The sequence below is a fragment of the Amycolatopsis sp. NPDC102522 genome, from assembly GCF_055584485.1.
Map to the genome: position 1 here is coordinate 1 of NZ_JBVJLY010000012.1, position 25,772 is coordinate 25,772.

The window sequence follows — 25,772 nt, forward strand, 5'->3', positions numbered from 1 at the left end:
CCCCCGCAAAACACTGGAATGGCTTACACCCCAAGAGAAACTCAACATGCTACTGTCCTAAATAGAGCATGTTGCGACGACCGCATGAATCCGCCGCCTTTCCGTGAACGGGTCGCGTTTCACGGTGGACCCGGCCCGGCCTCGCCCGGCACCGCCAAGGGGGCAGCCTAAGGTGCGGCCAGCGTGCCCGAAGCCTCGATCACCTCCGGCGCGGGGCCGTCCGGACGCAGCCTTCGGCGCAACCGCACGATCTCCGCGAGCGGGGCCCCGCCGGTGATCTCGATCGCGGCCAGCGAAGGCAGCGTGACCCCGGCGTCCAGCAGCCGCCGGACCTGCCCGTCGTCCAAGGTGAGCACACGCAGCGAGGACAGCTCGCCGACGCGTTCCAGCTCGGGCACGTCGAGACCGGCCAGGCCCAGCCTGAGCAACCCCGGCAACCCGGCCAGCGGGCCGAAGTCGATCGGGTGCTTCACCCCGGCGAGCGAAAGACTCCACAGGGCGGGGTGCACGGCGAGCCTGGTGAGATCCACCTTCGAGGTTTCGATGCTCGCCGCTTCGAGCAGCGGGAACCCGGAGAAGTCCGCGACGACGGAATCGGCGCGGTTGACTCGCAGATGACGCAACGACGACAGCGGGTTCAGCGCCGCCAGGTCCACCGAACCCGGGTCGTTGAGGTACAGCTCCTGGACGAGTTCCGGATCGCCGACCTCGCCGAGGTCCGTCGTCCCGCTCAGCACCTGGTCGTGGGCGCGGGCGGACTCGTCGTGGAAGGAGGCGTCGGCGACGAGATAGGGCGACTCGGGCTCGTCGTTGTCGTACTCGTCCGCTTTCAGCGCACGGATGACTTCTTCCATCATCGCGGTGATCGAGGCCGCGACGTACCGGAGGGGACCCCAGACGTTGCGTCCGTATTCGAGAATCTGGCCGCTGTCACCGGCTTCCGCCGGATCGAGGTCGACGGCGACGAAATCGCCGGCGTGATCGCTGCCGAAGGTGATCCACCAGTCGTTGCGGGACAAGCGTTTCACCCGGCCCGCGGGCGAGGACTCGAAGACCACGCCCTCCTCGGAGACGGGATCTTCCCAGCCGTAGGAACCGGGATCGCCGTCGAGGTAGCGCTCGACGAGCAACGGGAGCGGATCGTGGGCGTACCGGCCCAGCAGCCCCGATTCGTTGTCCCAGCTCGTCACCCGGAACAGCGCGCGGAGATCCTCGGGCAGCCGCGCGCCTATCCGTTCCTCGGCGTCGGCGAGCTCGGCCTCCGTGTGGCCGGGCTCCCAATCCGGCGCGTGTCCCTTGATCTTCCCGTACAGCCCGGCGAATTCCGTGGCGAGGCCGGTGATCCGCGCGAGCACGGCCGGGTCGGTCGGCGCACCTGTCGGCCGGGAGCGCTCGGGCAGCGGGAGACCTGGCATCGGATGCCCCGGATAGCGGAAGCCGTCGTCGAACACGAGCCAGGCCGGGGACGTCGTGCCGACGTCCGGCGTCGCGAGGAAGGCGTACTCCCCGGCGTGGCTCAGCCGGACCTCGTAGATCGACGAAGGCAAGGACCGGAACAGCTTCGAGAGCCCCGCCATGTCGGGGCTCAGGTGACGGCCGCTCTTCGTCTCCGCCTGGATGGAGAGCCCGCCGCCGGTGTTGTGGATCCGCAGCACGGCGCTCGTGAACTCGACCGAACGCGTGCTTTCCCACAGAAGGCTCGCCATCTCGCGGGCGATGTCCCCAGGTTCCATGGGCGTGAACCTAGCGGGAGGGTCCGACAAAACCGGTCAGGACACCGGCTCCAACCGCACCACGACCGCCTTCGACACCGGGGTGTTCGACTTGTCCGCCACCGAATCCAGCGGCACCAAGGCGTTCGCCTCGGGGAAGTACGCCGCCGCGCAGCCTTGTGCCGTCGGATAGGAGACCACCCGGAAGTTCGGGGCCCGGCGGTCGCCGTCCCGCCACTCCGAGACCAGGTCGACCATCGCGCCGTCGGCCAGGCCGAGCGAGACCAGGTCGTCCGGGTTGACCAGCACCACGCGCCGGGCGTCCTCGATCCCGCGGTAACGGTCGGAAAGGCCGTAGATCGTGGTGTTGTACTGGTCGTGGCTGCGCATCGTCTGCAACAGCAGCCTGCCCTCGGGCACCTGCGGATACTCGAGTCCGGAGACGGTGAAGTTGGCCTTGCCGTTGGCGGTTCCGTTGAACTGCCGGGAATCGCGCGGCGCGTTCGGGAGGACGAACCCGTCGGGCTCGCGGACCCGCGCGTTGTAGTCGTGGCAGCCGGGGACGACGCGCGCGATCCGGTCGCGGACGAGGTCGTAGTCGCCGTGGAAGTCCCGCCACGGCACCGGATGCCCGGCACCGAACAGCGCTTCCGCGAGATGGCAGATGATCGCGACCTCGGAAAGCAGCCGCTCACTGGCCGGGGCCAGCCTGCCTCGTGAGGTGTGCACCTGCGACATCGAATCCTCGACGGTGACGAACTGGTCGCCGCCCGACTGGGTGTCGCGTTCGGTGCGGCCGAGGGTGGGCAGGATCAGCGCGGTCTTGCCGGGGACGACGTGCGAGCGGTTGAGCTTCGTCGACACGTGCGCCGTCAGTGAGCACGACTTGAGCGCCTTCTCGGTCAGCTCCGTGTCCGGGGTCGCGGAGGCGAAGTTACCGCCGACGGCGAAGAAGACCTTGCCCTTCCCGTCCCGCATCGCGCGGATCGCGGCGACGGTGTCGTAGCCGTGCTCACGCGGCACCTTGATGCCGAATTCGTCGTCGAGACTGTCCATGAAGGACTCCGGCATCTTCTCCCAGATGCCCATCGTCCGGTCGCCCTGGACGTTGGAGTGCCCGCGAACCGGGCACAGGCCCGCGCCCGGTTCGCCGATCATGCCGCGCATCAGCGCCAGGTTCGCGACTTCGGAGATCGTCTGCACCGCGTGCTTGTGCTGGGTCAGGCCCATCGCCCAGCAGTAGATGGTCCGCCGCGACGTCGCGATCATCCGCGCCAGCCGCTCGATCTGCTCACGCGGCAGCCCGGTCGCCGCGGCGACCTCGATCCAGTCGATCTCCCGCAGATGCTTCGCGTAGTCCTCGAACCCCTCGGTGGACGACTCGACGAACGCGCGGTCGACGATCGTGCCGGGCGTCTCCTGCTCCCACTGCAAGAGGAGATGTCCGATCGCCTGGAACAGCGCCAGGTCGCCGCCGAGCCGGATCTGCGCGAACTCGTCGGCCAGCGGGGTCCCCTTGCCGACCACGCCGCGGACGTTCTGCGGGTTCTTGAACCGCATCAGGCCGGCCTCGGGCAGCGGGTTGACCGCCATGATCTTCGCGCCGTTGCCCTTGGCCTCTTCCAGCGCGGACAGCATGCGCGGATGGTTGGTGCCGGGGTTCTGGCCGACCACCACGATCAGGTCCGCCTGGTGGATGTCGGCGAGCGTCACCGAACCCTTGCCGATCCCGGTCGTCGCCGCGAGCGCCGCCCCGGACGACTCGTGGCACATGTTGGAGCAGTCCGGGAGGTTGTTGGTGCCGTAGGAGCGCACGAGGAGCTGGTAGAGGAACGCGGCCTCGTTGCTGGTGCGCCCGGAGGTGTAGAAGATCGCCTCGTTCGGGTCCTGCAGCGCGCGAAGCTCGTCCGCGACCAGGGTGAAGGCGTCGTCCCAGGAGATCGGTTCGTAGTGCGAGGCGCCCTCGCGCAGCACGAACGGCTCGGTGATGCGGCCCTGCTGGCCGAGCCAGTAGTCCGTCTTGTCCGCGAGCTCATGGATGGAGTGCTCGGCGAAGAACTCGCGGCCGACCCGGCGCTTCGTGGCCTCCTCGGCGACGGCTTTCGCGCCGTTTTCACAGAACTCCGCGAGCTTGCGGTGCTCGCCGTCGACCTCGCGCGGCTCCGGCCAGGCGCAACCGGGACAGTCGAAGCCGTCGCGCTGGTTCAGCAGGCGCAGCGTCTTCACCGTGCGCGCGGCGCCCATCTGCTCCATGCCGCGCATCAGGGAGACGGCGACCCCGGGGATCCCGGCCGCCCAGCTCTTCGGTTTCCCGACCTCGAGCTGTGTCTCGTCAACGTCGTTCGCGGGTGCTTCGCGGGTCATGACCCCATCGTGCGCCTTGGCGCTTCCTTGCGCGACCGAGGGGTGCCCGGCTCGCCGTCGGGCGTCTCCTCGTGCGGGCTGTGACGGGCGGTGGGGCGTCGGCAGGGGTGGTCGTGAGTGGCGATTCGTGCTCTAACCCTCTTTGCCACTCGCGAGGCCCTGGACCTGCCCGGTTCCGGGTCGTTGGCCGCTTTCAGGTACGTGAAGGACTCCTTCATTGCGCCTAGCGCAATGAAGGAGTCCTTCACGTACCTGGGGGAGGGGTCCTTCACTCGCGGCTGGTGCGCGTGGTGCGCATGTGGCGATCCGCAAGTCCGTGAAGACACCCGCCCGGCGAGCGACGCTCAGCCGGCCCGGTCAGGCGTCGGTGACGAGCCGGGTGATCTGCGATTCGTCCAACGGGAACCACGGCGTCTCGTTGACGCCGCGTTCCTGCACCGCGTTCACCGTCACCGCGGCCACGACCAGCACGATCAGGCCGGCGATCGCGGCGATCCCGGGCCACCGGTTCGACCCCGGCTCGCGGTAGCCGCCACCACCGAAACCGGAGGCACCGGCGGCACCGGCCGCGCGCCGCTGCTTGCGCCGCTTCTTCTTGAGTTCCTTCTTCGCACCCAGCCAGGCGTCCAGCTCGGCGTGCTTCTGCCAGCTCGGGTCGACCAAGTCCGGATGGGTCTCGATCCGTCGGTCCTCTTCGTCCATCTCGGTCCTCAATCCCCAGGGGTCGGCCGGCTACCCGCAGTTACCCGTCGACGGCAAAGGTTTCGCCGGGTCGTAGGTGTCGGCTTCGTCGACCGCGATCGCACCGTCGACGGGTTTGCTCTTGTCAGCGTACTGGGGTGCGAGGATGCCGGTCTTGATCGCGTCACAGGCCATGTTCGAGTGGTAGCCCGCGCCTTCCCCGAAACTGAGCCCGGCGTCGGCCTTCTCGAACGGCGGCGCCTTGCGGATCACGTAGTCCTGCTCGTCGCGGAGGAACGGGACGATGTCCGCCGGTGACCGCGCCTCGCTCGGAAGCGCGTCGAAGGCGTAGGCGGTCGCGTAGCTCGCGTGAACGATCAGCTCACCCTTGTCGCCGGGCTTCGCCGTGAGAGAGCCGGTCATGCGCGGACTCACCTGCAGCAGCCGGTTCGGCCCGATGAGGGTCAGGTATTTGCCCTTTTCGACGGTCAGCGGGCTCTTGAGCGTCGGTTCGAGACGGACGCGTTCGTTCGGGGTCAGCAGGGCGAGCAGTTCCGAGCCGTCCGCGTTCTGCAAGGCCCGGGAGCCGAGTCGCGCGGCCGCGATGGCTTCCCTCACCGTCCGATACGCCACGTCGACCTCTTGCGCGGTGAAGCCGCCGACGGCCTGCCCAGGCGGCACGGCGATCCCGGCGACCCCCTCCGCCCACGTCGCGGCGGGAGTGTGGTCGAAAGGCCGGTTGAGGTCGACCCCGCCGGACACCGGGGCCGCTTTCGCGGGCTGCCCGAAGCCGGGGACGTCGTTGACACCGCGTCCCTGCACCTGGTGCACGACGACCGCCGTGGCCACGAGCGCGATCAGCGCCACGACCAGGACGGGACCGCCGGACACCCGGAAACCGCGGCGCGCCCTCCGCTTCCGCTGTTTCTTGAGGTCCTTCTTCGTGCCGAGCCAGGCGTCGCGTTCGGCGTGTTTCTGCCAGTCCGGATTCATCAGATCCGGATGCGTCTCCAACCGGCGGTCTTCCATGAACGAGCCCCTCCCCAGTGCTTCACGACAAATCCTCATCGGTGGGGAACGGCGAGCGTTACGGCCGGTGAGCAGTGCGGATGAAAAGCGGCTTACGGAGGTTCGTAGACTTGTCAACTGTGACCGAGAACGCCCAGCCGCAGCAGACCGACCTTCCGGGTACCTGGATCCCGGCCGACGAAGAAGCCTCGCTCTACCAGCGTTGGGTAGACGCCGGCTACTTCACGGCCGACCCCACGTCGGACAAGCCGCCGTTCACGGTAGTCATCCCGCCCCCGAACGTGACCGGTTCGCTGCACATCGGGCACGCGTTCGAGCACACCCTGATCGACGCCAGTACCCGCTACCACCGCATGCTCGGCGACGAGACGCTGTACCTGCCGGGCATGGACCACGCGAGCATCGCCGTCCACGCGCTGGTCGAGAAGCAGCTCCGCGCCGAGGGCACCAGCCGCCGCGAGCTCGGCCGTGAGGCCTTCGTCGAGCGCGTCTGGCAGTGGAAGAACGAGCACGGCGGCAAGATCCTCGCCCAGATGAAGCGCCTCGGCGAGGGCGTCGACTGGTCCCGCGAGCGGTTCACCATGGACGACGGCCTGTCCAAGGCCGTCAACACGATCTTCAAGAAGCTCTTCGACGACGGCCTGATCTACCGCGCCGAGCGGCTGGTCAACTGGTCGCCGGAGCTGCGGTCGGTGCTGTCCGACGCCGAGGTGAAACACGAAGAGGTCGAAGGCGAACTCGTCTCGATGCGCTACGGCGACGGCGAGAACGCGATCGTCGTGGCCACCACCCGGATGGAGACGATGCTCGGCGACACCGCCGTCGCGGTCCACCCGGATGACGAGCGCTACACGCACCTCATCGGCACCGAGGTCGAGCTGCCGCTGACCGGGCGCAAGATCCCGATCGTCGCGGACAAGCACGTCGACCCGGAGTTCGGCACCGGCGCGGTCAAGGTGACCCCCGCGCACGACCCGAACGACTTCGAGATCGGCCAGCGGCACGACCTGCCGATGATCACGATCATGGACGAGCAGGGCCGCATCGACGGCACCGGCACCGAGTTCGACGGCATGGACCGTTTCGAGGCCCGTGTCGCGGTGCGGGAGAAGCTGCGCGAGCAGGGCCGCATCGTCGCGGAGAAGCGTCCGTACCTGCACAGCGTCGGACACTCGGAGCGCTCGAAGGAGCCGATCGAGCCGCGGCTTTCGCTGCAGTGGTTCGTCAAGGTCGGCCCGCTCGCGAAGGCCGCCGGCGACGCGGTGCGCGACGGCCGGGTGAACGTCCATCCGCAGGAGATGGAGAAGCGCTACTTCGACTGGGTCGACAACCTGCACGACTGGTGCATCTCGCGTCAGCTGTGGTGGGGCCACCGCATCCCGGTCTGGTACGGCCCGAACGACGAGGTCGTCTGCGTCGGACCGGACGAGGAGCCGCCTTCGGGCGAGGGCTGGACCCAGGACCCGGACGTCCTCGACACCTGGTTCTCCTCGGGCCTGTGGCCGTTCTCCACCCTCGGCTGGCCGGAGAAGACCCCGGACCTGAACAAGTTCTATCCGACGTCGGTGCTGGTCACCGGCTACGACATCCTGTTCTTCTGGGTCGTGCGGATGATGATGTTCGGCCTCTACGCCACCGGCGAGGCGCCGTTCAAGACCATCGCGCTGCACGGCATGGTCCGCGACCAGTTCGGCAAGAAGATGTCGAAGACCGCGGGCAACGGCGTCGACCCCATCGAGTGGATGGACCGCTACGGCACCGACGCGCTGCGCTTCACCCTCACCCGCGGCGCCAACCCGGGCACCGACGTGCCGATCGGCGAGGAGTGGGTCGCGGGCTCCCGGAACTTCACCACGAAGCTCTGGAACGCCACCAAGTTCGCCATGATGAACGGCGCGGACGCGAACGCCACGCTGCCCGCCGCGGCCGAGCTCACCGAGGCCGACCGCTGGATCCTCGGCAGGCTCGACAGCGTCGTCACCGACGTCACCGGCTACCTGGCGGACTACCAGTTCGCGAAGGCCACGGACCTGCTCTACCAGTTCACCTGGACCGAGCTGTGCGACTGGTACCTGGAGCTGTCGAAGGTCCAGGTCTTCCAGGGTGACGAGGCCCGGGTGACGGCGACGCGCGCGGTGCTCGGGCACGTGTTCGACACGGTGCTGAAGCTGCTGCACCCGTTCATCCCGTTCATCACCGAGAAGCTGTGGACGGCGCTGACCGGCCGCGAGTCGCTGGTGATCGCCCCGTGGCCGGTGGCGGACGGCTCCTACGCCGACGGAGTCGCCGACAAGCGGATCGCGGACGTGCAGAAACTGGTCACCGAGGTCCGCCGGTTCCGCGCGGACCAGGGCCTCAAGCCCAGCCAGAAGGTGGCCGCGCGGCTGTCCGGCGACGGGTTCGCCGAGATCACCGGGCACGACGAGCCGATCCGCTCGCTGGTCCGGCTCACGCAGCCCGAAGACGGCTTCGCGCCGAGCGCGTCGATCGAGGTCGGGCTGTCGGCCGGTGTCGTCACCGTCGAGCTGGACCTGTCCGGCACGATCGACGTCGCCGCGGAGCGCAAGCGTCTGCAGAAGGACCTCGGCGCGGCGGAGAAGGAACTGGCGCAGGCCGAAGCCAAGCTCGGGAACCAGGCCTTCATCGACAAGGCGCCGGAGCCGGTGATCGGCAAGATCCGGGCCCGCAAGGAGACCGCGGCCGCCGACATCGAGCGCATCAACGCCCGGTTGGCCGCCCTTCCCGCCTCCTGACGCGTGTTATGAATGGGACTTTCATGGCAAAATTTGCGATGAAAGTCCCATTCATAACATTCAGCGGAGGTGGCGCAGGATCACTCCGGCTACGCCCGCCATCCCGGTGCGGTACGGGTGGTAAGCCGCCGCGGCGAGCAGTTTCGTGTGCTGCCCGTTGATCCACGCGGCCCCCTTCGGCGCGCACGCGTCGTGCCCGGCGGACGGACCGAACGTGTCCACAAAGGACGCCTTGCCGTCGGCGTTGACCGCCTTCTCGATCGCCGAGTTCAACGCCTTCTCGACGTCGTTGAGCCAGGCGTAGTCGCCCTCGGCGAACGGCAGGATCTTCGGGCAGTAGCCGGATTCCGGCGCGATCCGCGGGTAGCCGATGACGAGCACGTCGGCGCGCGGCGAGCGGGCGTGGATCCCGGCCAGCACCTTCTCGACGTTCTTGCCGGTTTCGGCGATCTTGGCCTTCATGGTGTCGACGCCGCCGACGGTGAACTCGTCCTGGCACGGGTTCCCGGCGGGGTCACTCGCGCGCAGGGACGGGCAGGTGCCGACAAGCGTGCCGAAGACGCCGTAGTCGTTGCCGCCGATCCCGACGGTGACCAGGTCGGTGTTCGCGCGCAGGGCGCTGAACTGAGGCGGGTTGCTGCCGAGGATCACGCTCTGCCGCTCGGTCATGTCGCCGGTGTCGGCGCCGCCGCAGCTGATGTCGGTGAAGGAGCGGACCCGCAGCGCCGCGGCGAGGAGCGACGGGTAGTTCTGTGTCGATTTGCCGCAGAAGAGCGGGTCGAGGCGGGGGAGCGGGATGAGTGGTCCGGAAGTGTAGGAATCACCCAGCGCGACGTAATTCCGGTAGGACCGCCCGGCGGCGGTGGCCGCCGTGGTGGAGGCGATCAGCAGGACGACGGTCGATACGGCCGCGAACAGGACGCGTCTGAAGCGCATTTGGACCCCGATCTCCGACTGGATGGCCTCTCAAAAATGAACCGCATCCGCACCGGTCGGCGCCGCCGATCGGGTGGTCGAGCGCCGGGTTCACCCGCTTGGGGTGTCACATCGGGTGATCACCTTCCGGTCTGCGGTAGACCAGGAGAAAGCGGTAGAAGAGCAGGTTCCGGACCTTGCTCCCCGGCAGCAGCCGGGCCGCGTCGCGCCGGATCCGGTTCATCGGCGGGAAGCTCTCGTGGACGGGTGCCGTCGGCAGCGGATCGATCCCGCCGTTGAGCCGCTCGCCCGCGTACACGATGACCCTGGCCAGCGCGTTGACCGGCGAGGCCACGAGGGCGCGTGCGTAGTCGGCGGCCGTGCTGGGCCTGCCGAGACCGAGCACGGCCAGCACACCGCCGGGGACCAGCGCCTCCCGCAGCCTCGTGACCGTGTCGAACGGCACATGGTGGAGCGAAGCGAGGCAGGAGATGAAGTCGTACGCCCCGTCCGGCAGCTTCTCGCCCGCGACGTCGGCCTGCCGGTACGAGATCGTGCCGGGACCGGGCGAGCCGGCCGCGCGGGCGAGGTCGATCATCGGGCCGGACCTGTCGATCGCCTCGACGTGCATCCCGGTCGCCGCGAGCCGCCGGGCGAACCGCCCGCTGCCGCAGCCCACGTCCAGCGCCACTCCCGGGCCGGGAGGCAGCTGGTCGAGCAGCAGCGGGTGGTAGTGGTCGTTGTGGTTGAACCCCATGCGTCGAGAGTGCCAGCAAAAGCCGCACGTAGACTCGGTCCGACAGGGAGCAAGGCTTTAAGAGGAGAGTTCGTGCCGCGTGGTGACGGCCGGGATTCCGAAGAATTCGCGGAATCCCCGGACCTGGCAGATCTGGACAGTTTCGCCGGCGTCGACGAATTGGGGGCACGTGCCCACGATCCGTCCGACGACACCGACCCGGATCTGGACGCACCCGACGCCGCGTACCAGGCCGGCGGCGGGGCAGGCGGCGGGATCGGCGGGATCGGGCAGCTGGGGGACAACCTCGCGCTCGGCCCCGTGCCGGACCTCGTCGTACCGGAGGACGTGGAACTGCACGAGCTGGACGATCAGGGTGACGAGCTCGCCGCGGGCGACCCCGACGGGCAGCAGGCGCGCCGCGAACTGCTCGCCGTCGAGGCCGAGCTGAACCTGCGCTGGCCCGAGACCAAGATCGAGCCGTCCCTCGCCCGGATCGCGGCCCTGGTCAACCTCATGGGTGAACCGCACCGCGGCTACCCGGTGCTGCACGTCGCCGGGACCAACGGCAAGGGCTCGACCACCCGGATGATCGACGCGCTGCTGACCCGCATGGGCCTGCGTGTCGGCCGATACACGAGCCCCCATCTGCAGCTGGTCACCGAGCGGATCGCGCTGGACGGCGTCCCCGTCTCCGCCGCCGCGTACGTCGACCTGTACCGCGACGTCGCGCCGTACGTGACCATGGTGGACAACGCCGGCGGGCCCGACGCGGTACCGATGAGCAAGTTCGAGGTGCTCACCGGGATGGCCTTCGCGGCCTTCGCCGACGCGCCCGTCGAGGCCGCCGTCATCGAAACCGGTCTCGGCGGCTCCTGGGACGCCACCAACGTCGTGGACGGCGACGTCGCCGTCATCACGCCGATCGGCGTCGACCACGTCGAGTACTTCGGCGGCGATCCGGCCAAGGCCGCGGTGGAGAAGGCCGGGATCATCAAGCCCGGCAGCGTCGCTGTCATCGCCGAGCAGGAACCCGAAGTGCAGAAGATCCTGCTGGAACGCGCCGTCGAGGTCGACGCGGCCGTCGCCCGCGCCGGCAACGAGTTCGGCGTGCTGGAACGCGAGATCGCCGTCGGTGGGCAGATGCTGAAGCTGCAGGGCCTCGGCGGGGTCTACGACGAGATCTTCCTGCCGCTGCACGGCGCGCACCAGGCGGCCAACGCCGCGCTCGCGCTGGCCGCCGTCGAAGCCTTCTTCGGCGCGGGCAAGGACAAGCAGCTGGTCGTCGAAGCCGTCCGTGAAGCCTTCGCCGAGGTCGAGACCCCCGGCAGGCTGGAACGCGTCCGCGCCGCGCCGACCGTGCTGCTCGACGCCGCGCACAACCCGCACGGCGCCAAGGCACTCGCCACCACCGTCGCCGAGGAGTTCGCCTTCCGCCGCCTCGCCGCCGTGGTCGGCGTGATGGCCGAGAAGGACGCCCGGGGCATCCTGGACGCCCTCGAACCGGTCGTCTCCGAGATCGTCGTCACCAAGAACTCGTCCCCGCGCGCGATGCCGCTCGACGAACTCAACGACATCGCCATCTCGATCTTCGGCGAAGACCGCGTCGTGGCCGAGCCCAGCTTGGACGCCGCGATCGAAACCGCCATCGGCCTCGTCGAGCAGAGCGACGACCCCGAGGAGCCCCTGGCGGGCGGAGGCGTGCTGGTCACCGGCTCGGTCGTCACCGCGGGCGAGGCCAGGACCCTGTTCGGTAAGGAGCCGGCGTGACCGACGTGACCCCGAAGCCGCCCGCCAAGGACCCGATGAAGTCCTTCCGCGGCGTGATGGCCGGTTCCCTGATCATGGAGGGCATCACCGTCGCGCTCGCGCTGCCGGTGGTGGCGAAACTCGGCGGCGGGGTCGGCACCGTCACGGGCTGGTCGATGATCGTGATCGCGATCGTGCTGATCGTGCTGTGCGGTTTCCTGAAGAAGCCGTGGGCGGTGCCCGCCGTGCTCGTCCTGCAGGTCGCGCTGATCGCGTTCTTCGTCGCGCTGCCCGCCGTGGCGATCCTCGGGGTGATCTTCCTCGGGTTCTGGCTGTGGCTCCTGTGGCTGCGGCGGGACGTGGCCCGGCGGATGGCGGCCGGGACCCTGCCGAGCCAGCAACAGGCTCAGTAGCCCCGGCCGAACGGGTTGAGTCGGCTACCGTCCGTTCGTTCATCACCAGGTCAACCGCCGTTGGCCCACCGGCCGTGACCGCGGGATAGAACCGCGCCATGACCGCTTCCCACCACAATCGCCGCACGCTGCTCAAAGCCGGTCTCACCGGCGCCGGGGCCATCGCGGGCGGCCTGCTCCTCCCCGGAACCGCGACCGCGAACCCCGTCCCGCTGATCCGCCGTGACCGCCCGGTGCTCACCCACGGTGTCCAGTCCGGCGACGTCACCCCCGGCTCCGGCATCGTCTGGTCGCGCGCCGACAAGCCTTCGCGGCTGATCGTGGAGGTCTCCAGGGATCCCTCGTTCCGGCACGCGCGCCGCGTGCGCGGGCCGGTGATGAGCCCGGAGACCGGCGGTACCGGCAAGGTCCGCGTCGCCGGCCTGCTGCCGGGGACCGAGGTCCACTACCGCGTGACCGCCGAATCCCTCGACGGCCGCAGCTGCAGCGAGGCCGTCACCGGCCGGTTCGCCACCGCCCCGCTCGGCCGCTCGGACGTCCGTCTGCTGTGGTCCGGTGACGTCGCCGGGCAGAACTGGGGCATCAACCCCGAACGCGGCGGCATGACCATCTACCGCGCGATGGCCGACCGCCGTCCGGACCTGTTCCTCCACTGTGGGGACACGGTGTACGCCGACGCGCCGCTCACCGAGACCGTCGCGCTCCCGGGCGGACGCGTGTGGCGCAACATCGTCACCCCGGAGAAGTCGAAGGTCGCCGAGACGCTCGACGAGTACCGCGGCCAGTTCGCCTACAACCTCCTCGACGATAACCTCAAGCGCTTCACCGCGAACGTGCCCGCCTACGTCCAGTGGGACGATCACGAAGTCGTCAACAACTGGTGCCCGGGTGAGATCCTCAACGACCGCCCCGAATACACCGAGAAGCGCGTCGACGTGCTCGCCGCGCGCGCGTTCCAGGCGTTCCACGAATGGCACCCGATCGACCGGCGCCAGGCCGTCGACGGCCGCGTCCACCGCAACTTCCGGTACGGCTCCCGCGCCGAGGTCTTCGTGCTGGACATGCGGACCTACAAGGACGCCAACACCGCGGACCAGACCAAACCGGGCCGCATCCTCGGCGACCGGCAGGCGCGCTGGCTCGTCGACGCGCTCGACCGCAGCACGGCCACCTGGAAGATCGTCCAGGCCGACCTCCCGATCGGCCTCACCGTCCCGGACGGCAAGGGCATCGAGGGGGTCGCGAACGGCCTGCCCGGCGCGCCCGGCGGCCGTGAGACCGAACTGGCCTGGGTGCTGCGGGAGATCTCGCGGCGCCGGGTGCGCAACGTCGTCTGGCTGACCGCCGACGTGCACTACACCGCGGCGCACCACTACTCGCCGGATCGCGCTTCCTTCACCGACTTCGACCCGTTCTGGGAGTTCGTCTCCGGTCCGCTCAACGCCGGCGCGTTCGGTCCGAACACGCTCGACCCGACCTTCGGACCGGAGGCGGTGTTCGTGCACGCGCCGCCCGCCGCGAACACCTCGCCCGCCGATGGCTTCCAGCATTTCGGCGAGGTGAACATCGACGGCCGCAGTGGCGCGCTCACGGTCGATCTGCGGGACGTGACGGGCGCTTCGCTGTGGTCGAAGACCCTGCAGCCCCAACGATGATCAAGGCCGGCTGAGCAGTTCCGTCAGGATCGCGATGCTGCGGTCCCCGTGCCCGGCCTCGGCCGCTCGCCGTACGAGGTCGTGCATCGGACGTTGCCAGTCGACGTCGACGCCTTCCTCTGCCAGTTCGAGGTCGGCGGCGGCGCCGGCGTGGAAGATGTCCACCGACGCGGCGGGAGCGGAGTAGTCGCGGTTGTCGATTTCCTTGGTGTACATCGGAAGTGCCGAGATGATCATCTCGAACCACTTGGTCGCGTACGGCAGCAGCGTTTCGGCTTCGAGCCCGCGTGACCGCAGCAGGGCGGCACCCTGGAAGAACCCGACCAGCGCGGGCAACAGGGTGCCGCCGACGGCCATTTCGTACACCGCCGCGAGGTCGGTCTCCTCGCCGAGGTGGACGGTGTCGCCGCCCAGTACGCGCAACGTGTCCACGTGTTCCTCGAAGACCGCCTTGTCGCCGCCGTAGTACAGCAAGGTGTCCGGCGCGCCGACGGCCGACGGGATGTTCTTGACCGCGCCGTCGAGGAACCGCGCGCCCCGGCCCGTCGCCCACTCGGCCATCCGGCGCGCTCCCGCCGGTGAGCCGGTGTTCAAGGTGACCAGGGCCCGTCCCGTCAGCGAAGCCGGTTCCAGTACCGCGCGCGTGTCCTCGTAGGTGGTCAGGCAGACGATGACCAACGGGCTCGCGCGCACCGCGTCCTCGGCCGTTCCGGCTCGGCGTGCTCCGCGTGCGACAAGGGGATCGGCCTTCGAAGCCGTCCTGTTCCACACCGTGGTCGGATGCCCGGCCGCGAGGAAAGCCTCCGCCAGGGCGGAGCCCATCGATCCGAGCCCCAGGACGGTCACCGCTGTTTTCGGCATTTTTCGCTCCAGTCAAAGGAAACCTTCGGAATGACTTCATGCTGGGGCGTCGCGTACCTTTGATCAAGTACCTACTATTTTGCCGGGTACTGACAAAGAGGTAAGTGTGACGATGACCAAGAACCGCACGTTCACCTGCGGCCTCGACGCCGCGATCGCCGTCATGGGCGGGAAATGGAAAGGGCTCATCCTGTTCGCCCTCCAGGACGGGCCGGTGCGCTTCGGGGAGTTGCGGCGCGCGGTGCCCGGAATCAGTGAACGGGTGCTGATCCTGCACTTGCGCGAGATGGAGGCCACGGGGCTGCTCCATCGCGAGGTGTACCACCAGGTCCCGCCGAAGGTGGAGTACTCGCTGACCGAGTTCGGTCATTCGCTGAACACCGCGATGGCCGTGCTCGGGGCGTGGGGCGAGGAGCACATGGAGCGCATCGAGGCCATTCCCTGGTCCGACGTGAAGTGAGCGGCGAACCACCCAGTAGGCTCCGGGCGAATAGCACGAAACCCACCCAAGGAGATATACCGCCGTGACTGAACGCACGCTGGTCCTCGTCAAGCCCGATGGCGTCGCGCGCGGCCTCGTCGGCGAGGTCATCGCTCGCATCGAGCGCAAGGGCCTGAAGCTCGTCGCCCTCGAACTGCGCACCGCCGAGCGCTCGGTCGCCGAGGAGCACTACGCCGAGCACAAGGAGCGCCCGTTCTTCGGCGACCTCCTCGAGTTCATCACCTCGGGCCCGCTGGTCGCGATCGCCGTCGAGGGCCCGCGCGCCATCGCCGCCTTCCGCCAGCTCGCCGGCGGCACCGACCCGGTCGAGAAGGCCATCCCGGGCACCCTGCGCGGCGACTTCGCCCTGGAGACCCAGTACAACCTGGTGCACGGTTCGGACTCGCCGGAGTCGGCCGAGCGCGAGCTCAAGCTCTGGTTCCCCGAGGTCTGACAGACTCGTGGACGGCGCGGGATCGCCGCGCCGTTCACGAATCGGGGGGCCGTGATGACACCGGACGAGTACCTGGCACGACTGAGAGAGCTCACCACCGGTTTCGCGCAGGTGGCGCGCACCGGTGACCACGCCGCGCCCGTGCCGTGCTGCGGCGACTGGCGGCTGCGTGACCTGATCGTCCACCTCGGCAACGTCCACCGCTGGGCGACGGAGATCGCCCGGACCGGCGAACCCGCCCCGCAGGACTTCGCCGTCGAACCGGGCGCGGATCTCGCCGCCTGGTACGCCGAATGCGCGGACGGCCTCGTCGAGGCGATGCGCGAGGCTTCGCCGGAAGACAGCGCCTGGAACTTCACCGCCGCCCCCAAGATCAAGGCTTTCTGGTTCCGCCGCCAGGTCCACGAGACCGCGGTGCATCTGCTCGACGCGCATCGCGCGGCAGGGACCGAACACACCCTCGACCCGTTCGTCGCCGCCGACGGCGTGGACGAGGTCCTCATCGGCATGCTGCCGAAGGTGAAACGCTGGCACACCCCGCCCGCGGTCACCGTTCCGTTGCTGCTGAAGACATCCGACACCGGACACGCCTGGTTGATCACACCGCCGGGCGAAAACGACGTTCCCGGCTCGCGGCAGGCAGACCCCTCCGAGGCGGCAGGCGCCGTTGTCGAAGGGCCCGCGGAAGGGCTGGACTTGCTGCTGTGGCAACGGGTCGGGCTCGCCGAGTCGGGTCTCGAGATCACCGGCGACGTCGCGGCGGCGGAGGCTTTCCTCGCCGGGCCTTTCACTCCCTGAGCTTCGGCGCCCTACGCCGTTCGGTTCACGTTCACCCCGGGGTCTTCTCCTGGCGGTTCGCGTCCGCTGTGCTGAGCTGAGCCGCCTGTCACTCGATCGTGGGGTAATCCGTGAGAAGATCACGCCTGTTGTTGCTCGCTGCCCTGCTGCCCGGATCGTTCGTCGCCACCCCGGCGTACGCCGATCCGCTGGCCGCTCCGCTCGGTCCGGCGCCCGTCGAAGCCGCCCCTGCGGCCTCCTCGGCGAAGGAGGGCCCGTCCGCGTACGCCGTGGCCGCGCCCGACGACGGTCTCGTCACCACCAGCGCCACTTCGCGCGTGGCGCCGGGGCTGAGTCTCACCGAGTTCGACCGGTACGACCCGGCGGGCTGGATCCGCGGCGACACCCTCGCCGTCGACCTGACCAGCAAGACGCTCAAGCCGACGTATCTCAGCCCTGGCACGGTTTCCGCGCGGACACCGCTTTCGCAGCAGATCACCAGGGCGGGCGCGGTCGCCGGGGTCAACGGGGACTTCTTCGACATCAACGCCAGCGGCGCGCCGATCGGCGTCGGTGTCGACGCCGGGAAACTCCAGACGGCGCCCGCGCGCGGCCACAACCTGACCGCGTCGATCACCGAAGAAGGCAAGGCGCGCCTCGCGGAGGTGTTCCTCGACGCGTCGGTCACCTTGCCCGACGGCAAGGTCGTGCCCGCGTCGAACTTCAACAGCCCCGTGCTGAGCGGTGCCGCGATCGGCGTCTACACACCGCTGTGGGGCGCGGCTTCGCGGCGGACTTCGGTCGCCGGAGCCCGGCGAGTCGTCGAGATCGAACTCCGCGACGGGGTCGTCACGCAGGTCCGGCCCCAGCCCGCGGACGGCCCGATCGCCGCCGGGAGCACGATCCTGCTCGCCCGTGACGGCGGCGTGGACACGTTGTCCGGCTTGAAGATCGGCGACCGGGTGGGTGTCGCGTACGCACCGAAGAGCGATGCCGGGAAGCTGTCCGTCTCGGTCGGCGGCAATGTCGTCCTGCTGCGCGACGGCGCGATCCAGCCGGTCGACAACGTCGCCATGCACCCGCGGACCGCGGTCGGGTTCTCCGCCGACGGCACGAAGATGTGGCTGGCCACGGTCGACGGCCGCCAGGCGGACAGCCGCGGCATGACCGAACTGGAACTCGCCCGGCACCTGAAGTCGCTCGGCGCGGACGACGCCATCAACCTCGACGGCGGCGGTTCCTCGACCCTGCTCGCCCGCGAGGAGGGCGAGCAGGCGCCGCTGGTGCGCAACTCGCCCTCGGACGGCGGGGAACGCCTGGTGCCCAACGGGATCGGCGTCGCCACCGTACCCGGCAGCGGCCGCCTGACCGGGTTTTCGCCCCGTCCCGCGCAGGACACCGCCGACGCGACGCGCGTGCTTTCCGGGCTGACGCGGAAACTCGCCGCCGGGGGCCACGACGAGACCGGTGCCGCCGTCGACGGCAAGGCCCAGTGGCTCAGTACCAATCCCTTCCGCGGCACCGTGACGAACGGTGTCTTCACCGCGCACGCCGACCGGTTCCGGCCGGACGCGCCCGCGAACGTCGACGTGCTGGCGAAGCGTGGCGGCGTCCTGGGCAAGTCGACGCTGAACGTCCTCGGCTCGCCGGTCCGGCTGGGCACCAGCACCGAACAGGTCGCGTTGTCCGGCGAAGGCGCGAAGAGCACCTTCAAGGTGTTCGGCTACGACGCCGACGGCTACGGCACGTGGATCGAGCCGGACGACGTCAAACTCGACTACGACCCTGCCGTGGTGCGGATCGAGCCGTCCGGTGACGGGTTCGCTGTCACCGCGCTGAAGGCCTCGGGCGCTTCGGCGATCACAGCCACCGCCGGCGGGAAGGCGACGCATCTGGCGGCGTCCGTCGGCACGGAATCCCGGGTGGCGGCGTCCTTGGACGGCCCGGCGGGCTGGTCCGCCAGCGTCTTCCCCGCCGTCGTCGGCGCCGCGCTTTCCGAGGCACCCGGCCGTGACGGCGGCCGCGGTCTCGCGCTGGACTACCGGCTGAACGGGACCAACGCCACGCGCGCGGCCTACATCAACTCTGCGGCACCGATCGCGGTGCCGCCCGGCACCCAGCGCGTCGGACTGTGGGTCAACGGTGACGCGAAGGGCGCCTGGCTGCGGGCGGAACTCCGCGACGCCGCCAACGTTCCGTCCATTGTGGACCTTTCGCTGAGCGTCGACTGGACGGGCTGGCGCTACGTCCGCGCGGCGATCCCGGCCGGGCTCCCCGACGGGCAGCGGCTGACGAAGTTCTACGCCGTCGAGAACGTCCCGGACCAGCAGTACGAAGGACGGCTGGTCTTCGACGACCTCACCTTCGAGGTCGCGCCCGCGGCCGCCGTCCCCGCCGACCCGGCGCCGCGTGACCCGGCGCTGATCACCGACGGCGTCGCGACCGGCGGACTGCGGATCGCCGTGGTCAGCGACGCGCAGTTCACCGCCGACGACCCGAACGGCCCGCTGGTCGCCCAGGCCCGGCGCTCGCTGCGCGAGGCGGTGGCGGCGAAACCGGATCTCGTGCTGATCAACGGCGACTTCGTCGACCGCGGCACGGCCGCCGATTTCGTGCTGGCTCGCTCGGTCATCGACGAAGAGCTCGTCGGCAAGGCGCCCTGGTACTACGTTCCAGGCAACCACGAGGCCGACGGCGGACACGGGATTTCGGAGTTCCAGGCGGCGTTCGGAGAGACCCATCGCGTCGCCGACGTCGCCGGGATCCGGCTGGTGCTGATGGATTCCTCGCGCGGTTCGCTGCGCGCGGGCGGGTTCGACCAGATCCGGATGCTGCGCGAGGCGCTGGACGGCGCGAAGGCGGACAGGCGGATCCGCGGCGTGGTCGTCGCGATGCACCATCCGGTCAAGGACCCGAGCCCCACCGGGAACTCACAGCTGGCCGACCGCAAGGAAGCCACCATGCTGACCGGCTGGCTGACCGCCTTCGAACGCGAATCGGGGAAGCAGGCGGCCGCGATCGCCTCGCACGCGGGCGTGTTCAGCCTTTCGCGCGTCGACGGCGTGCCGTACCTGGTGAACGGCAACTCCGGGAAGTCGCCCGCGGCGGCCCCCGGTGACGGCGGGTTCGTCGGCTGGACGATGGTCCGGTTCGAGCCGGGGGACAAGGCGCAGCCGGTGCGGTTCGAGACGCGGCCGAACGTCGATTCCCTGACGCTGTCCGGGCCCGCGTCGCTGGCCCGTGGCCAGAAGGCGGACATCCGGGCCGTGGTGACGCAGGGCGCGCGTCAGGTGCCGGTTTCGTACCCGGTCAGCGCGGACTGGAAGGGCGGCTGGGGCACGCACGTCGCCGAGGGGTTCCTGCCCGCGATGCCGTGGGACGTCGCGTCCTTCGACCCGGCGAGCGGGGTGCTGACCGCGTTGCGGCCGGGCGTGGCGAACCTTTCGGTCACCGTCAACGGGGTGGCGAAGAGTCTCTCGATCACCGTCCGGTAGTGCTATGAAAGGCCCGTTACTGGCAAATTTCGCCAGTAACGGGCCTTTCATAGCGCCCCTCAGGCGGCTTCGTGCGCCTCTTCGCCCGAGCCGGGCAGCGCCGGACCCCGCGGCGGGATCGCGTCGGCGGCGGCCGGGTCCACCTTCCGCACCGAACCGTCGGCCGCGCTCCGCGCGATCGCCAGCATCGAGGCCAGCGCGTCCTGGATCTGCTGCTGTTCCCGGTCCGGGATGAGGCTGAGCTCGATCAGCACGCTGCCGTTGCCGAGCAGTCCGTACCCGTTGCGCGCGATGCCCTGGTAGTCACCGCCGGGGTACTGCGAGACGTAGCCGCCGTTGCCGTCGATCGACCGCTGCACCACGACCGCGATCTGCTTCGCGAAGTCCACATCGGACGGTTTGACGCCCGCGTTCGTCGGCCACAGCGTCGAAGCGGTGATCTCCTTGCCGTCGGCGTCCCGGTACCGGCCCTGCATGTGGTAGTCGACCATGATGTCCGGCTTGAACGACGCGTTCCGCCGCTGGATCAGGCTCGCCTCGGTGGCCGGGTTGTCCTTCGGCGCCACGGCCGGGTCGTGGTAGCGGTTGATGTCGTACCCCTTGCCCTTCTCGCCGTACTCGGGAGTGGCGTCGGGGTCGAAGTTGTAGCGCCAGTCGTGCTCGTTCCCGTCGGGGTTGGCGCGCACGACGATGTCGACGGTCACCTTCGAGAGCAGCTTCTGCGCCCAAGGACTGTGCCCGACGCCGACCTCGCGCAGGAATTCAAGCGCGGCCGGGGTGCCGAGCGGCTCGTCGCCGTGCTGCTGGGTGACGTACTGGATCCGCGTCTTGCCGTGGCCGACCCTGGCCGCCCAGACCGGGCGCCCCTCGTTGCTGCGGCCGATCTTGTCCACCCGGATCTTGCCGTGGCTGAGCAGGGCCAGCTTGTGCAGTTCGAAGGCCAGCTTGGCGGTGGACGGCCGCGGGTCGACGGTCCGGCCGTCCACAGTGGTCTCGGCGGTCTCGGCGGTCTCGGCGGTCTCGACGGCCTGCGCGGCGGGCGCCACCAGGAGCCCGGCGCTGACAAAAACGGACAACAGGGCGATTCTGGGCTTGAGACTCATGGTCGGTGAGTATCGACGAGCCGGGAGCGTCCAACAAGGGTGCGCTTAAACCGGTCGAATTTTGTCGGTGGCAGGTTCTAGGGTGCCTACCGTGGGTGACTCAGAGCACGAACCGGCGATGGTGCAGGCGAAGGCGTTGGTCAAGCGTTTCGGCGACTTCGAGGCCGTACGCGGTATCGATGTCGAGGTCCGCCCGGGGGAGGCCTTCGGCTTCCTCGGGCCCAACGGCGCGGGCAAGTCCTCCACCATGCGGATGATCGCGAGCGTGTCCCCGCGCACCGACGGTGACCTGCGGATCCTCGGCATGGACCCGGACGTCGAGGGGCCGAAGATCCGCGCCCGGCTCGGGGTCGTGCCGCAGCAGGACAACCTGGACGCCGAGCTCACCGTCCGGCAGAACCTGCAGATCTACGGCCGCTACTTCGGGCTCTCCCGCGCGCACGTGCGGAGCAAGGCCGAGGAGCTGATGGAGTTCGCCCAGCTCACCGACAGGGCGAACGCCGAGGTCGAGTCGCTCTCCGGCGGGATGAAGCGGCGGCTGACCATCGCGCGGTCCCTGGTCAACGACCCGGAGCTGCTCCTGCTCGACGAGCCGACCACAGGCCTGGACCCGCAGGCCCGCCACCTGTTGTGGGACAGGCTGTTCCGGCTCAAGGCGGGCGGGACCACGCTGATCATCACCACGCACTACATGGACGAGGCCGAGCAGCTCTGCGACAGGCTGGTCGTGATGGACAACGGCCGCATCGCCGCCGAAGGCCCGCCCGCGGACCTGATCAGCCGGTACTCCACCCGCGAGGTCGTGGAACTGCGCTTCCCGAACGGCGAGCAGGAAGCCGCCGCGAAGCAGATCGAGGGCCTCGCCGAACGCGTCGAGGTACTGCCGGACCGGGTCCTGCTCTACACGATGACCGGCGAGGCCACCCTCGAACAGGCGCACGCGCGCGGGCTGCGTCCGCTGTCGAGCCTGGTCCGCCGGAGCTCACTGGAAGACGTCTTCCTCCGCCTCACCGGCCGGACGCTGGTGGACTGATGGCCACAGCGCAGACGAAAGCGTCGACGGGCCGCGTGGTCTCGCGCTGGGCGGGAGCCTGGCTGCGGGTCGAAGGCCATTGGATGTGGTACCGCCGGTACTGGGTGTCCACCCTGTATTCGACAGGTCTGCAGCCGGTGCTGTTCCTGGCCGCGATGGGGCTCGGATTCGGCTCCCAAGTCCAGGCAGGCGCGGCGACGGGCGGGTTCTCGTACCTGGAGTACGTCGCCCCCGCCCTGCTCCTCGCCGGCTCCGCGCAACTGGCGGTGGGGGAGTCGAGCTATCCGGTGCTGTCGGGTTTCAAATGGCAGCAGGACTACGTCGCCGTCACCGCCACCCCGATCACCCCGGGGCAGGTGCTCGGCAGCCAGATCCTGTGGGTGAGCCTCCGGCTGACCCTCGCCGGCACGATCTACGCCGTCATCGCGGCTTTCTTCGGCTCCTGGACGAGCTTCGGCGTGCTCGTGGTCATCCTGATCGGCACGCTCACCGGCATCGCCTGCGGCACCCCGGTGATGGCGCTCGCCGCGACCACCTACGACGAGGGCGCCCGGTTCGGCCTGGTGTTCAGGTTCGTCCTGATCCCGATGACGTTGTTCTCCGGAACGTTCTTCCCGATCACCGAGCTACCGGCCCCGCTGATGTGGATCGCTTGGCTTTCCCCGCTGTGGCACGGAAACGAGGCAGCCAGGGCTGTCAGCCTCGGCACCGTCGGACCGCTCGCCACGCTGGGCCACCTCGCCTTCCTGGTCGTGCTGGCCGGGGCGGGCTGGGCACTGGCGCACAAGTACTTCTACCGACGGCTGGTGGTCTGAAATGGCAGTGCTCACCAGTGGAAAGCCGAAGCGTGGCGTGCTGCTGCGCGTCCTGCCGCCGTCGATGTACAGCGGCCGGTCGAAGGCGGTGCTGGAACGCACGTTCCTGACGTACTCGCACTTCTGGATGCTGTTCGTGTCCGGCGCCTTCGAGCCGCTGTTCTACCTGATGGCTTTCCAGCTGGGCTTCGGCAAACTCGTCGGCGAGGTCGTCGGCCCCGGCGGCCAGCCGATGAGCTACGTCGCCTTCGTCGCGCCCGGCCTTCTCGCGGCGTCGGCGATGAACGGCGCGATCCTCGACTCGACGTACAACCTGTTCTTCAAGTTGAAGTACGCGAAGCTGTACGACGCCATGCTCGCCACCCCGATCGGGCCGCTGGACATCGCGCTCGGCGAGGTCGGCTGGTCGGTGCTGCGCGGCGGGATCTACTCGGTGACCTTCCTCGGCGTGATGACGGCGATGGGGCTGCCCGGGTCGTGGTGGGCCGTGCTGATGATCCCGGCGGCGCTGTTGATCGCGATGGCTTTCTCGGCCGTCGGCATCGTGCTGGTGACCTTCCTGCGGTCGGTGTCGCAGTTCGACTACATCAACCTCGTGCTGATGCCGCTGTTCCTGTTCTCCACGACCTTCTACCCGCTTTCGGTCTACCCCGAGGCGATCCAGTGGATCGTGCGGATCTTCCCGCTGTACCACGGGATCGAGCTGATGCGCGGCCTCTCGGCAGGCGTGCTGTCGTGGAGCATGGCCGGGAACATCGTGTACCTGCTCGCGCTGGCGGCGATCGGCATCTACGGGGCGTCGAAGCGGTTCGGCAAACTCCTGTTGCGCTGACCACTTCTCGCGTTCAGAGGACGAAACGCGGGAAGTCAGAGGCTCATCGGGCCGGGTTCGAGCTCGCCCGCCGGGGCGCCACCGCGGCCAGCGCGTCGACCATGCCGTGCCCGTAGAAGCCGTTGAACCCGGCGTACCCGGTGCAGTAGGCGTCCTGCGTGCCGTCGCCGGTCAGGTCGTAGTCGGCGGGGCAGGCGATGGGTGCCGCTTGCGCGTCCAGCGTCCGTTTCAGCTGACGGGCGCCGTACCCGGGGTGTTTCGAGGCGAGCAACGCCGCGACACCGGCGACGTGCGGCGCCGCCATCGACGTCCCGCACAGCGGCGCGTACCCGCCGGGAACGGTCGAAAGCACGCACTGCCCGGCTTCGCCGCCGGGAGCGGTCACGTCGATCACACCCAGCCCGTACGAGCTGTAGCCGGCCTTGACCCGCTCCGCGCTCACGGACGACACCGCGACGACGTCCCGCAGGCCGGCGGGCAGCGCCTGACAGCCTTCGGCCTGGGTCCGGGAGCCCGACCGCGGCGACGGGGCGAGCCCGACGGCTTCGTTGGTCGCCGCCGCGACGTTGAGCGTGCCCTCCGAAGTCGCGTACTCGACGGCGCGCGCCATGACCTCGTTCACCACGCCCCGCTCGTCGTCGTGCGCGCACGAGAGCGACCACGGATCGACGAAGTAACTGCTGTTCGTCACGGCCATGCCCTGTGAAACGGCCCACATCAGGCCGCAGACGGCGGCCTCCGGGTCGGCGTACCCGCGGTCGTCGATCACCTTCACCGAGGCGACCCGCACCCCGGGCGCCACTCCGGTGACGCCCTTGCCGTCGTCGGCCGCGGCGATGATCCCCGCCACATGCGTGCCGTGCACCGACGTCGTCGCGGCCCAGTTCCGGTCGGGGGCGCCGGTCAGGCAGCCCGCGGACTTGCCGGGGTCGAGGGCGGTCTTCAGCTCGGGGTGGGCGGCGTCGATGCCGGAGTCGAGGACGCCGACGACGACGTCCGGGCTGCCCGGCTCGATCACGTGCGCCTTGTCGGCGCCGATCGCGCGCATGTCCCACTGCTCGTCGGTGCGGTCGGCGGAGGGCACCTTCGCCGGATCTGTCGGTTCGAGTCCGGCGCGCGCGGGCGCGGCCTTGGCGGACGGGGTCCTGGTGGACGGGGTCTTGGTGGATGGCGTGCCGTTGGCCCGCTGCACCGCCAGCCGTTCCGCCTGCGCGCTGAACGCGGCGGCGGGCCGGACCAGTTCGGCGAAGTCCTTCTCGGCTGAAGTCGCCACGGCCACCGCGATCTGCGGGTAGTAGGTCGTCGTGCTGCCGCAACCGCCGGTGACGGCCGCCCTGGCCTCGGCTTCGGAGGTGCCCCGGTCGAAGGCGACGACGTAGCGCAGCGCCCGGCCTTCGGGATGGCACGAGGCCTCGGCCTCGGCCGTCGCGACAGCGGCGACCGAGCCGCAGAGCACCATGAAGGCGCAAACGGCCGCTCGCAGGGACTGCCCCAGCAGGGACACCGGACCTCCCACCGGAGAACAGAGGACGACGGGGGTACCGCGGCCTCGGCTGGGCTGGACTTCGGGACCCCCGAGCGGCACGCTAGCCACCCTCGGCCGGGTCGACAAGCTCTCCCGCGAAGTTCGCTCGGCCGGTGGCCGCGGCGCGCCCGGGAGTCAGGTCTGTGGCACCGAGTACACCGGAGTGGGGCAAGGGTGTGGGATACTCGCGGTGGCCGCTGGCCGACGGGCACACGTGAGAGGTGGCGCGCGCGGTCTTGGGGCCCGGTGGTGTGCTGCACATCCTCCACACGCGTCGCCGCTGCATGCGGCTCGACGACGTGGCGGGCGGCCCGATGTCGCGAACGTGGCCAGCGCTCCGCCGAGCAGACCTTCAGCCGTACGCGGCGCCCGGACCATCCCGGCGCCGTC

20 protein-coding genes are annotated in these 25,772 nt (G+C 69.6%); 11 read left to right on the forward strand and 9 right to left on the reverse strand.

Translation table 11 applies throughout. The features are described from left to right. Window positions 1-167: 167 nt before the first annotated feature. The 4 genes from ACZ6YV_RS26055 to ACZ6YV_RS26070 form a co-directional block, all read right to left on the reverse strand. The gene (locus tag ACZ6YV_RS26055) at window positions 168-1,733 is read right to left on the reverse strand and encodes an SMI1/KNR4 family protein (RefSeq protein ID WP_465512106.1); all 1,566 of its coding nucleotides are present in this window, start codon (window positions 1,731-1,733) and stop codon (window positions 168-170) included. 36 nt (window positions 1,734-1,769) lie between these two features. After that, the gene (locus ACZ6YV_RS26060; protein ID WP_465512107.1) at window positions 1,770-4,076 is read right to left on the reverse strand and encodes an FdhF/YdeP family oxidoreductase; all 2,307 of its coding nucleotides are present in this window, start codon (window positions 4,074-4,076) and stop codon (window positions 1,770-1,772) included. Between the two features lie 357 nt (window positions 4,077-4,433). Then, complete coding sequence (locus ACZ6YV_RS26065) at window positions 4,434-4,778, reverse strand: hypothetical protein (RefSeq protein ID WP_465512108.1); 345 nt, start codon at window positions 4,776-4,778, stop codon at window positions 4,434-4,436. A 30-nt stretch (window positions 4,779-4,808) separates the two neighbouring features. Next, complete coding sequence (locus ACZ6YV_RS26070) at window positions 4,809-5,786, reverse strand: hypothetical protein (protein WP_465512109.1); 978 nt, start codon at window positions 5,784-5,786, stop codon at window positions 4,809-4,811. A 119-nt stretch (window positions 5,787-5,905) separates the two neighbouring features. Here ACZ6YV_RS26070 and ACZ6YV_RS26075 point away from each other — a divergent pair, with 119 nt between their 5' ends. Continuing rightward, on the forward strand, window positions 5,906-8,539 hold the full coding sequence (locus ACZ6YV_RS26075) for a valine--tRNA ligase (protein WP_465512110.1): 2,634 nt from the start codon (window positions 5,906-5,908) through the stop codon (window positions 8,537-8,539). A gap of 60 nt (window positions 8,540-8,599) precedes the next feature. Here ACZ6YV_RS26075 and ACZ6YV_RS26080 read toward each other — a convergent pair whose 3' ends face one another. Together ACZ6YV_RS26080 and ACZ6YV_RS26085 are read right to left on the reverse strand one after the other, a co-directional pair. Beyond that, window positions 8,600-9,475: an SGNH/GDSL hydrolase family protein gene (locus tag ACZ6YV_RS26080; RefSeq protein WP_465512111.1), complete on the reverse strand. Its 876-nt coding sequence runs from the start codon at window positions 9,473-9,475 to the stop codon at window positions 8,600-8,602. 106 nt (window positions 9,476-9,581) lie between these two features. Continuing rightward, entirely contained in the window at window positions 9,582-10,211 is a 630-nt protein-coding gene (locus ACZ6YV_RS26085; protein WP_465512112.1) for a class I SAM-dependent methyltransferase, read from the reverse strand. A 72-nt stretch (window positions 10,212-10,283) separates the two neighbouring features. On the opposite strand from ACZ6YV_RS26085, the gene folC reads away from it, so the two are divergent. The 3 genes from folC (at window position 10,284) to ACZ6YV_RS26100 (ending at window position 14,007) form a co-directional block, all read left to right on the forward strand. After that, window positions 10,284-11,960 (forward strand): bifunctional tetrahydrofolate synthase/dihydrofolate synthase, encoded by a 1,677-nt coding sequence (folC, locus tag ACZ6YV_RS26090; protein ID WP_465512113.1) that lies wholly within the window; start codon window positions 10,284-10,286, stop codon window positions 11,958-11,960. Continuing rightward, entirely contained in the window at window positions 11,957-12,352 is a 396-nt protein-coding gene (locus ACZ6YV_RS26095; RefSeq protein WP_465512114.1) for a DUF4233 domain-containing protein, read from the forward strand. The genes folC and ACZ6YV_RS26095 overlap by 4 nt, the downstream gene beginning before the upstream one ends. A 98-nt stretch (window positions 12,353-12,450) precedes the next feature. Then, window positions 12,451-14,007 (forward strand): alkaline phosphatase D family protein, encoded by a 1,557-nt coding sequence (locus ACZ6YV_RS26100; RefSeq protein ID WP_465512115.1) that lies wholly within the window; start codon window positions 12,451-12,453, stop codon window positions 14,005-14,007. Here the strand turns inward: ACZ6YV_RS26100 and ACZ6YV_RS26105 are convergent, their stop codons facing one another. Then, entirely contained in the window at window positions 14,008-14,868 is an 861-nt protein-coding gene (locus tag ACZ6YV_RS26105; RefSeq protein ID WP_465512116.1) for an NAD(P)-dependent oxidoreductase, read from the reverse strand. Window positions 14,869-14,980: 112 nt separating this feature from the next. On the opposite strand from ACZ6YV_RS26105, the gene ACZ6YV_RS26110 reads away from it, so the two are divergent. From ACZ6YV_RS26110 to ACZ6YV_RS26125, 4 genes are all read left to right on the forward strand, one after another. Next, window positions 14,981-15,328 carry a winged helix-turn-helix transcriptional regulator gene (locus ACZ6YV_RS26110; protein ID WP_465512265.1) on the forward strand — a complete coding sequence of 116 codons (348 nt, stop codon included), beginning with the start codon at window positions 14,981-14,983 and terminating at the stop codon, window positions 15,326-15,328. A gap of 64 nt (window positions 15,329-15,392) precedes the next feature. Next, on the forward strand, window positions 15,393-15,803 hold the full coding sequence (gene ndk / locus ACZ6YV_RS26115) for a nucleoside-diphosphate kinase (protein ID WP_465512117.1): 411 nt from the start codon (window positions 15,393-15,395) through the stop codon (window positions 15,801-15,803). A 54-nt stretch (window positions 15,804-15,857) separates the two neighbouring features. Continuing rightward, the gene (locus ACZ6YV_RS26120; protein WP_465512118.1) at window positions 15,858-16,601 is read left to right on the forward strand and encodes a maleylpyruvate isomerase family mycothiol-dependent enzyme; all 744 of its coding nucleotides are present in this window, start codon (window positions 15,858-15,860) and stop codon (window positions 16,599-16,601) included. Between the two features lie 128 nt (window positions 16,602-16,729). After that, on the forward strand, window positions 16,730-20,074 hold the full coding sequence (locus tag ACZ6YV_RS26125; protein ID WP_465512266.1) for a phosphodiester glycosidase family protein: 3,345 nt from the start codon (window positions 16,730-16,732) through the stop codon (window positions 20,072-20,074). Window positions 20,075-20,133: 59 nt separating this feature from the next. Here the strand turns inward: ACZ6YV_RS26125 and ACZ6YV_RS26130 are convergent, their stop codons facing one another. Next, the gene (locus ACZ6YV_RS26130) at window positions 20,134-21,177 is read right to left on the reverse strand and encodes a M14 family zinc carboxypeptidase (RefSeq protein ID WP_465512119.1); all 1,044 of its coding nucleotides are present in this window, start codon (window positions 21,175-21,177) and stop codon (window positions 20,134-20,136) included. Window positions 21,178-21,295: 118 nt separating this feature from the next. Between ACZ6YV_RS26130 and ACZ6YV_RS26135 the strand changes: the two genes are divergently transcribed. The 3 genes from ACZ6YV_RS26135 to ACZ6YV_RS26145 are packed head-to-tail and all read left to right on the forward strand — an operon-like array spanning window position 21,296 to window position 23,857. Then, window positions 21,296-22,210 carry an ABC transporter ATP-binding protein gene (locus ACZ6YV_RS26135; RefSeq protein ID WP_465512267.1) on the forward strand — a complete coding sequence of 305 codons (915 nt, stop codon included), beginning with the start codon at window positions 21,296-21,298 and terminating at the stop codon, window positions 22,208-22,210. Further along, entirely contained in the window at window positions 22,210-23,025 is an 816-nt protein-coding gene (locus tag ACZ6YV_RS26140) for an ABC transporter permease (protein WP_465512120.1), read from the forward strand. The genes ACZ6YV_RS26135 and ACZ6YV_RS26140 overlap by 1 nt, the downstream gene beginning before the upstream one ends. A 1-nt stretch (window position 23,026) precedes the next feature. Continuing rightward, window positions 23,027-23,857 carry an ABC transporter permease gene (locus ACZ6YV_RS26145; protein WP_465512121.1) on the forward strand — a complete coding sequence of 277 codons (831 nt, stop codon included), beginning with the start codon at window positions 23,027-23,029 and terminating at the stop codon, window positions 23,855-23,857. A 43-nt stretch (window positions 23,858-23,900) separates the two neighbouring features. On the opposite strand, the gene ACZ6YV_RS26150 is transcribed toward ACZ6YV_RS26145, so the two are convergent. Then, window positions 23,901-25,361 (reverse strand): S8 family peptidase, encoded by a 1,461-nt coding sequence (locus ACZ6YV_RS26150; protein ID WP_465512122.1) that lies wholly within the window; start codon window positions 25,359-25,361, stop codon window positions 23,901-23,903. Window positions 25,362-25,772 lie beyond the last annotated feature (411 nt).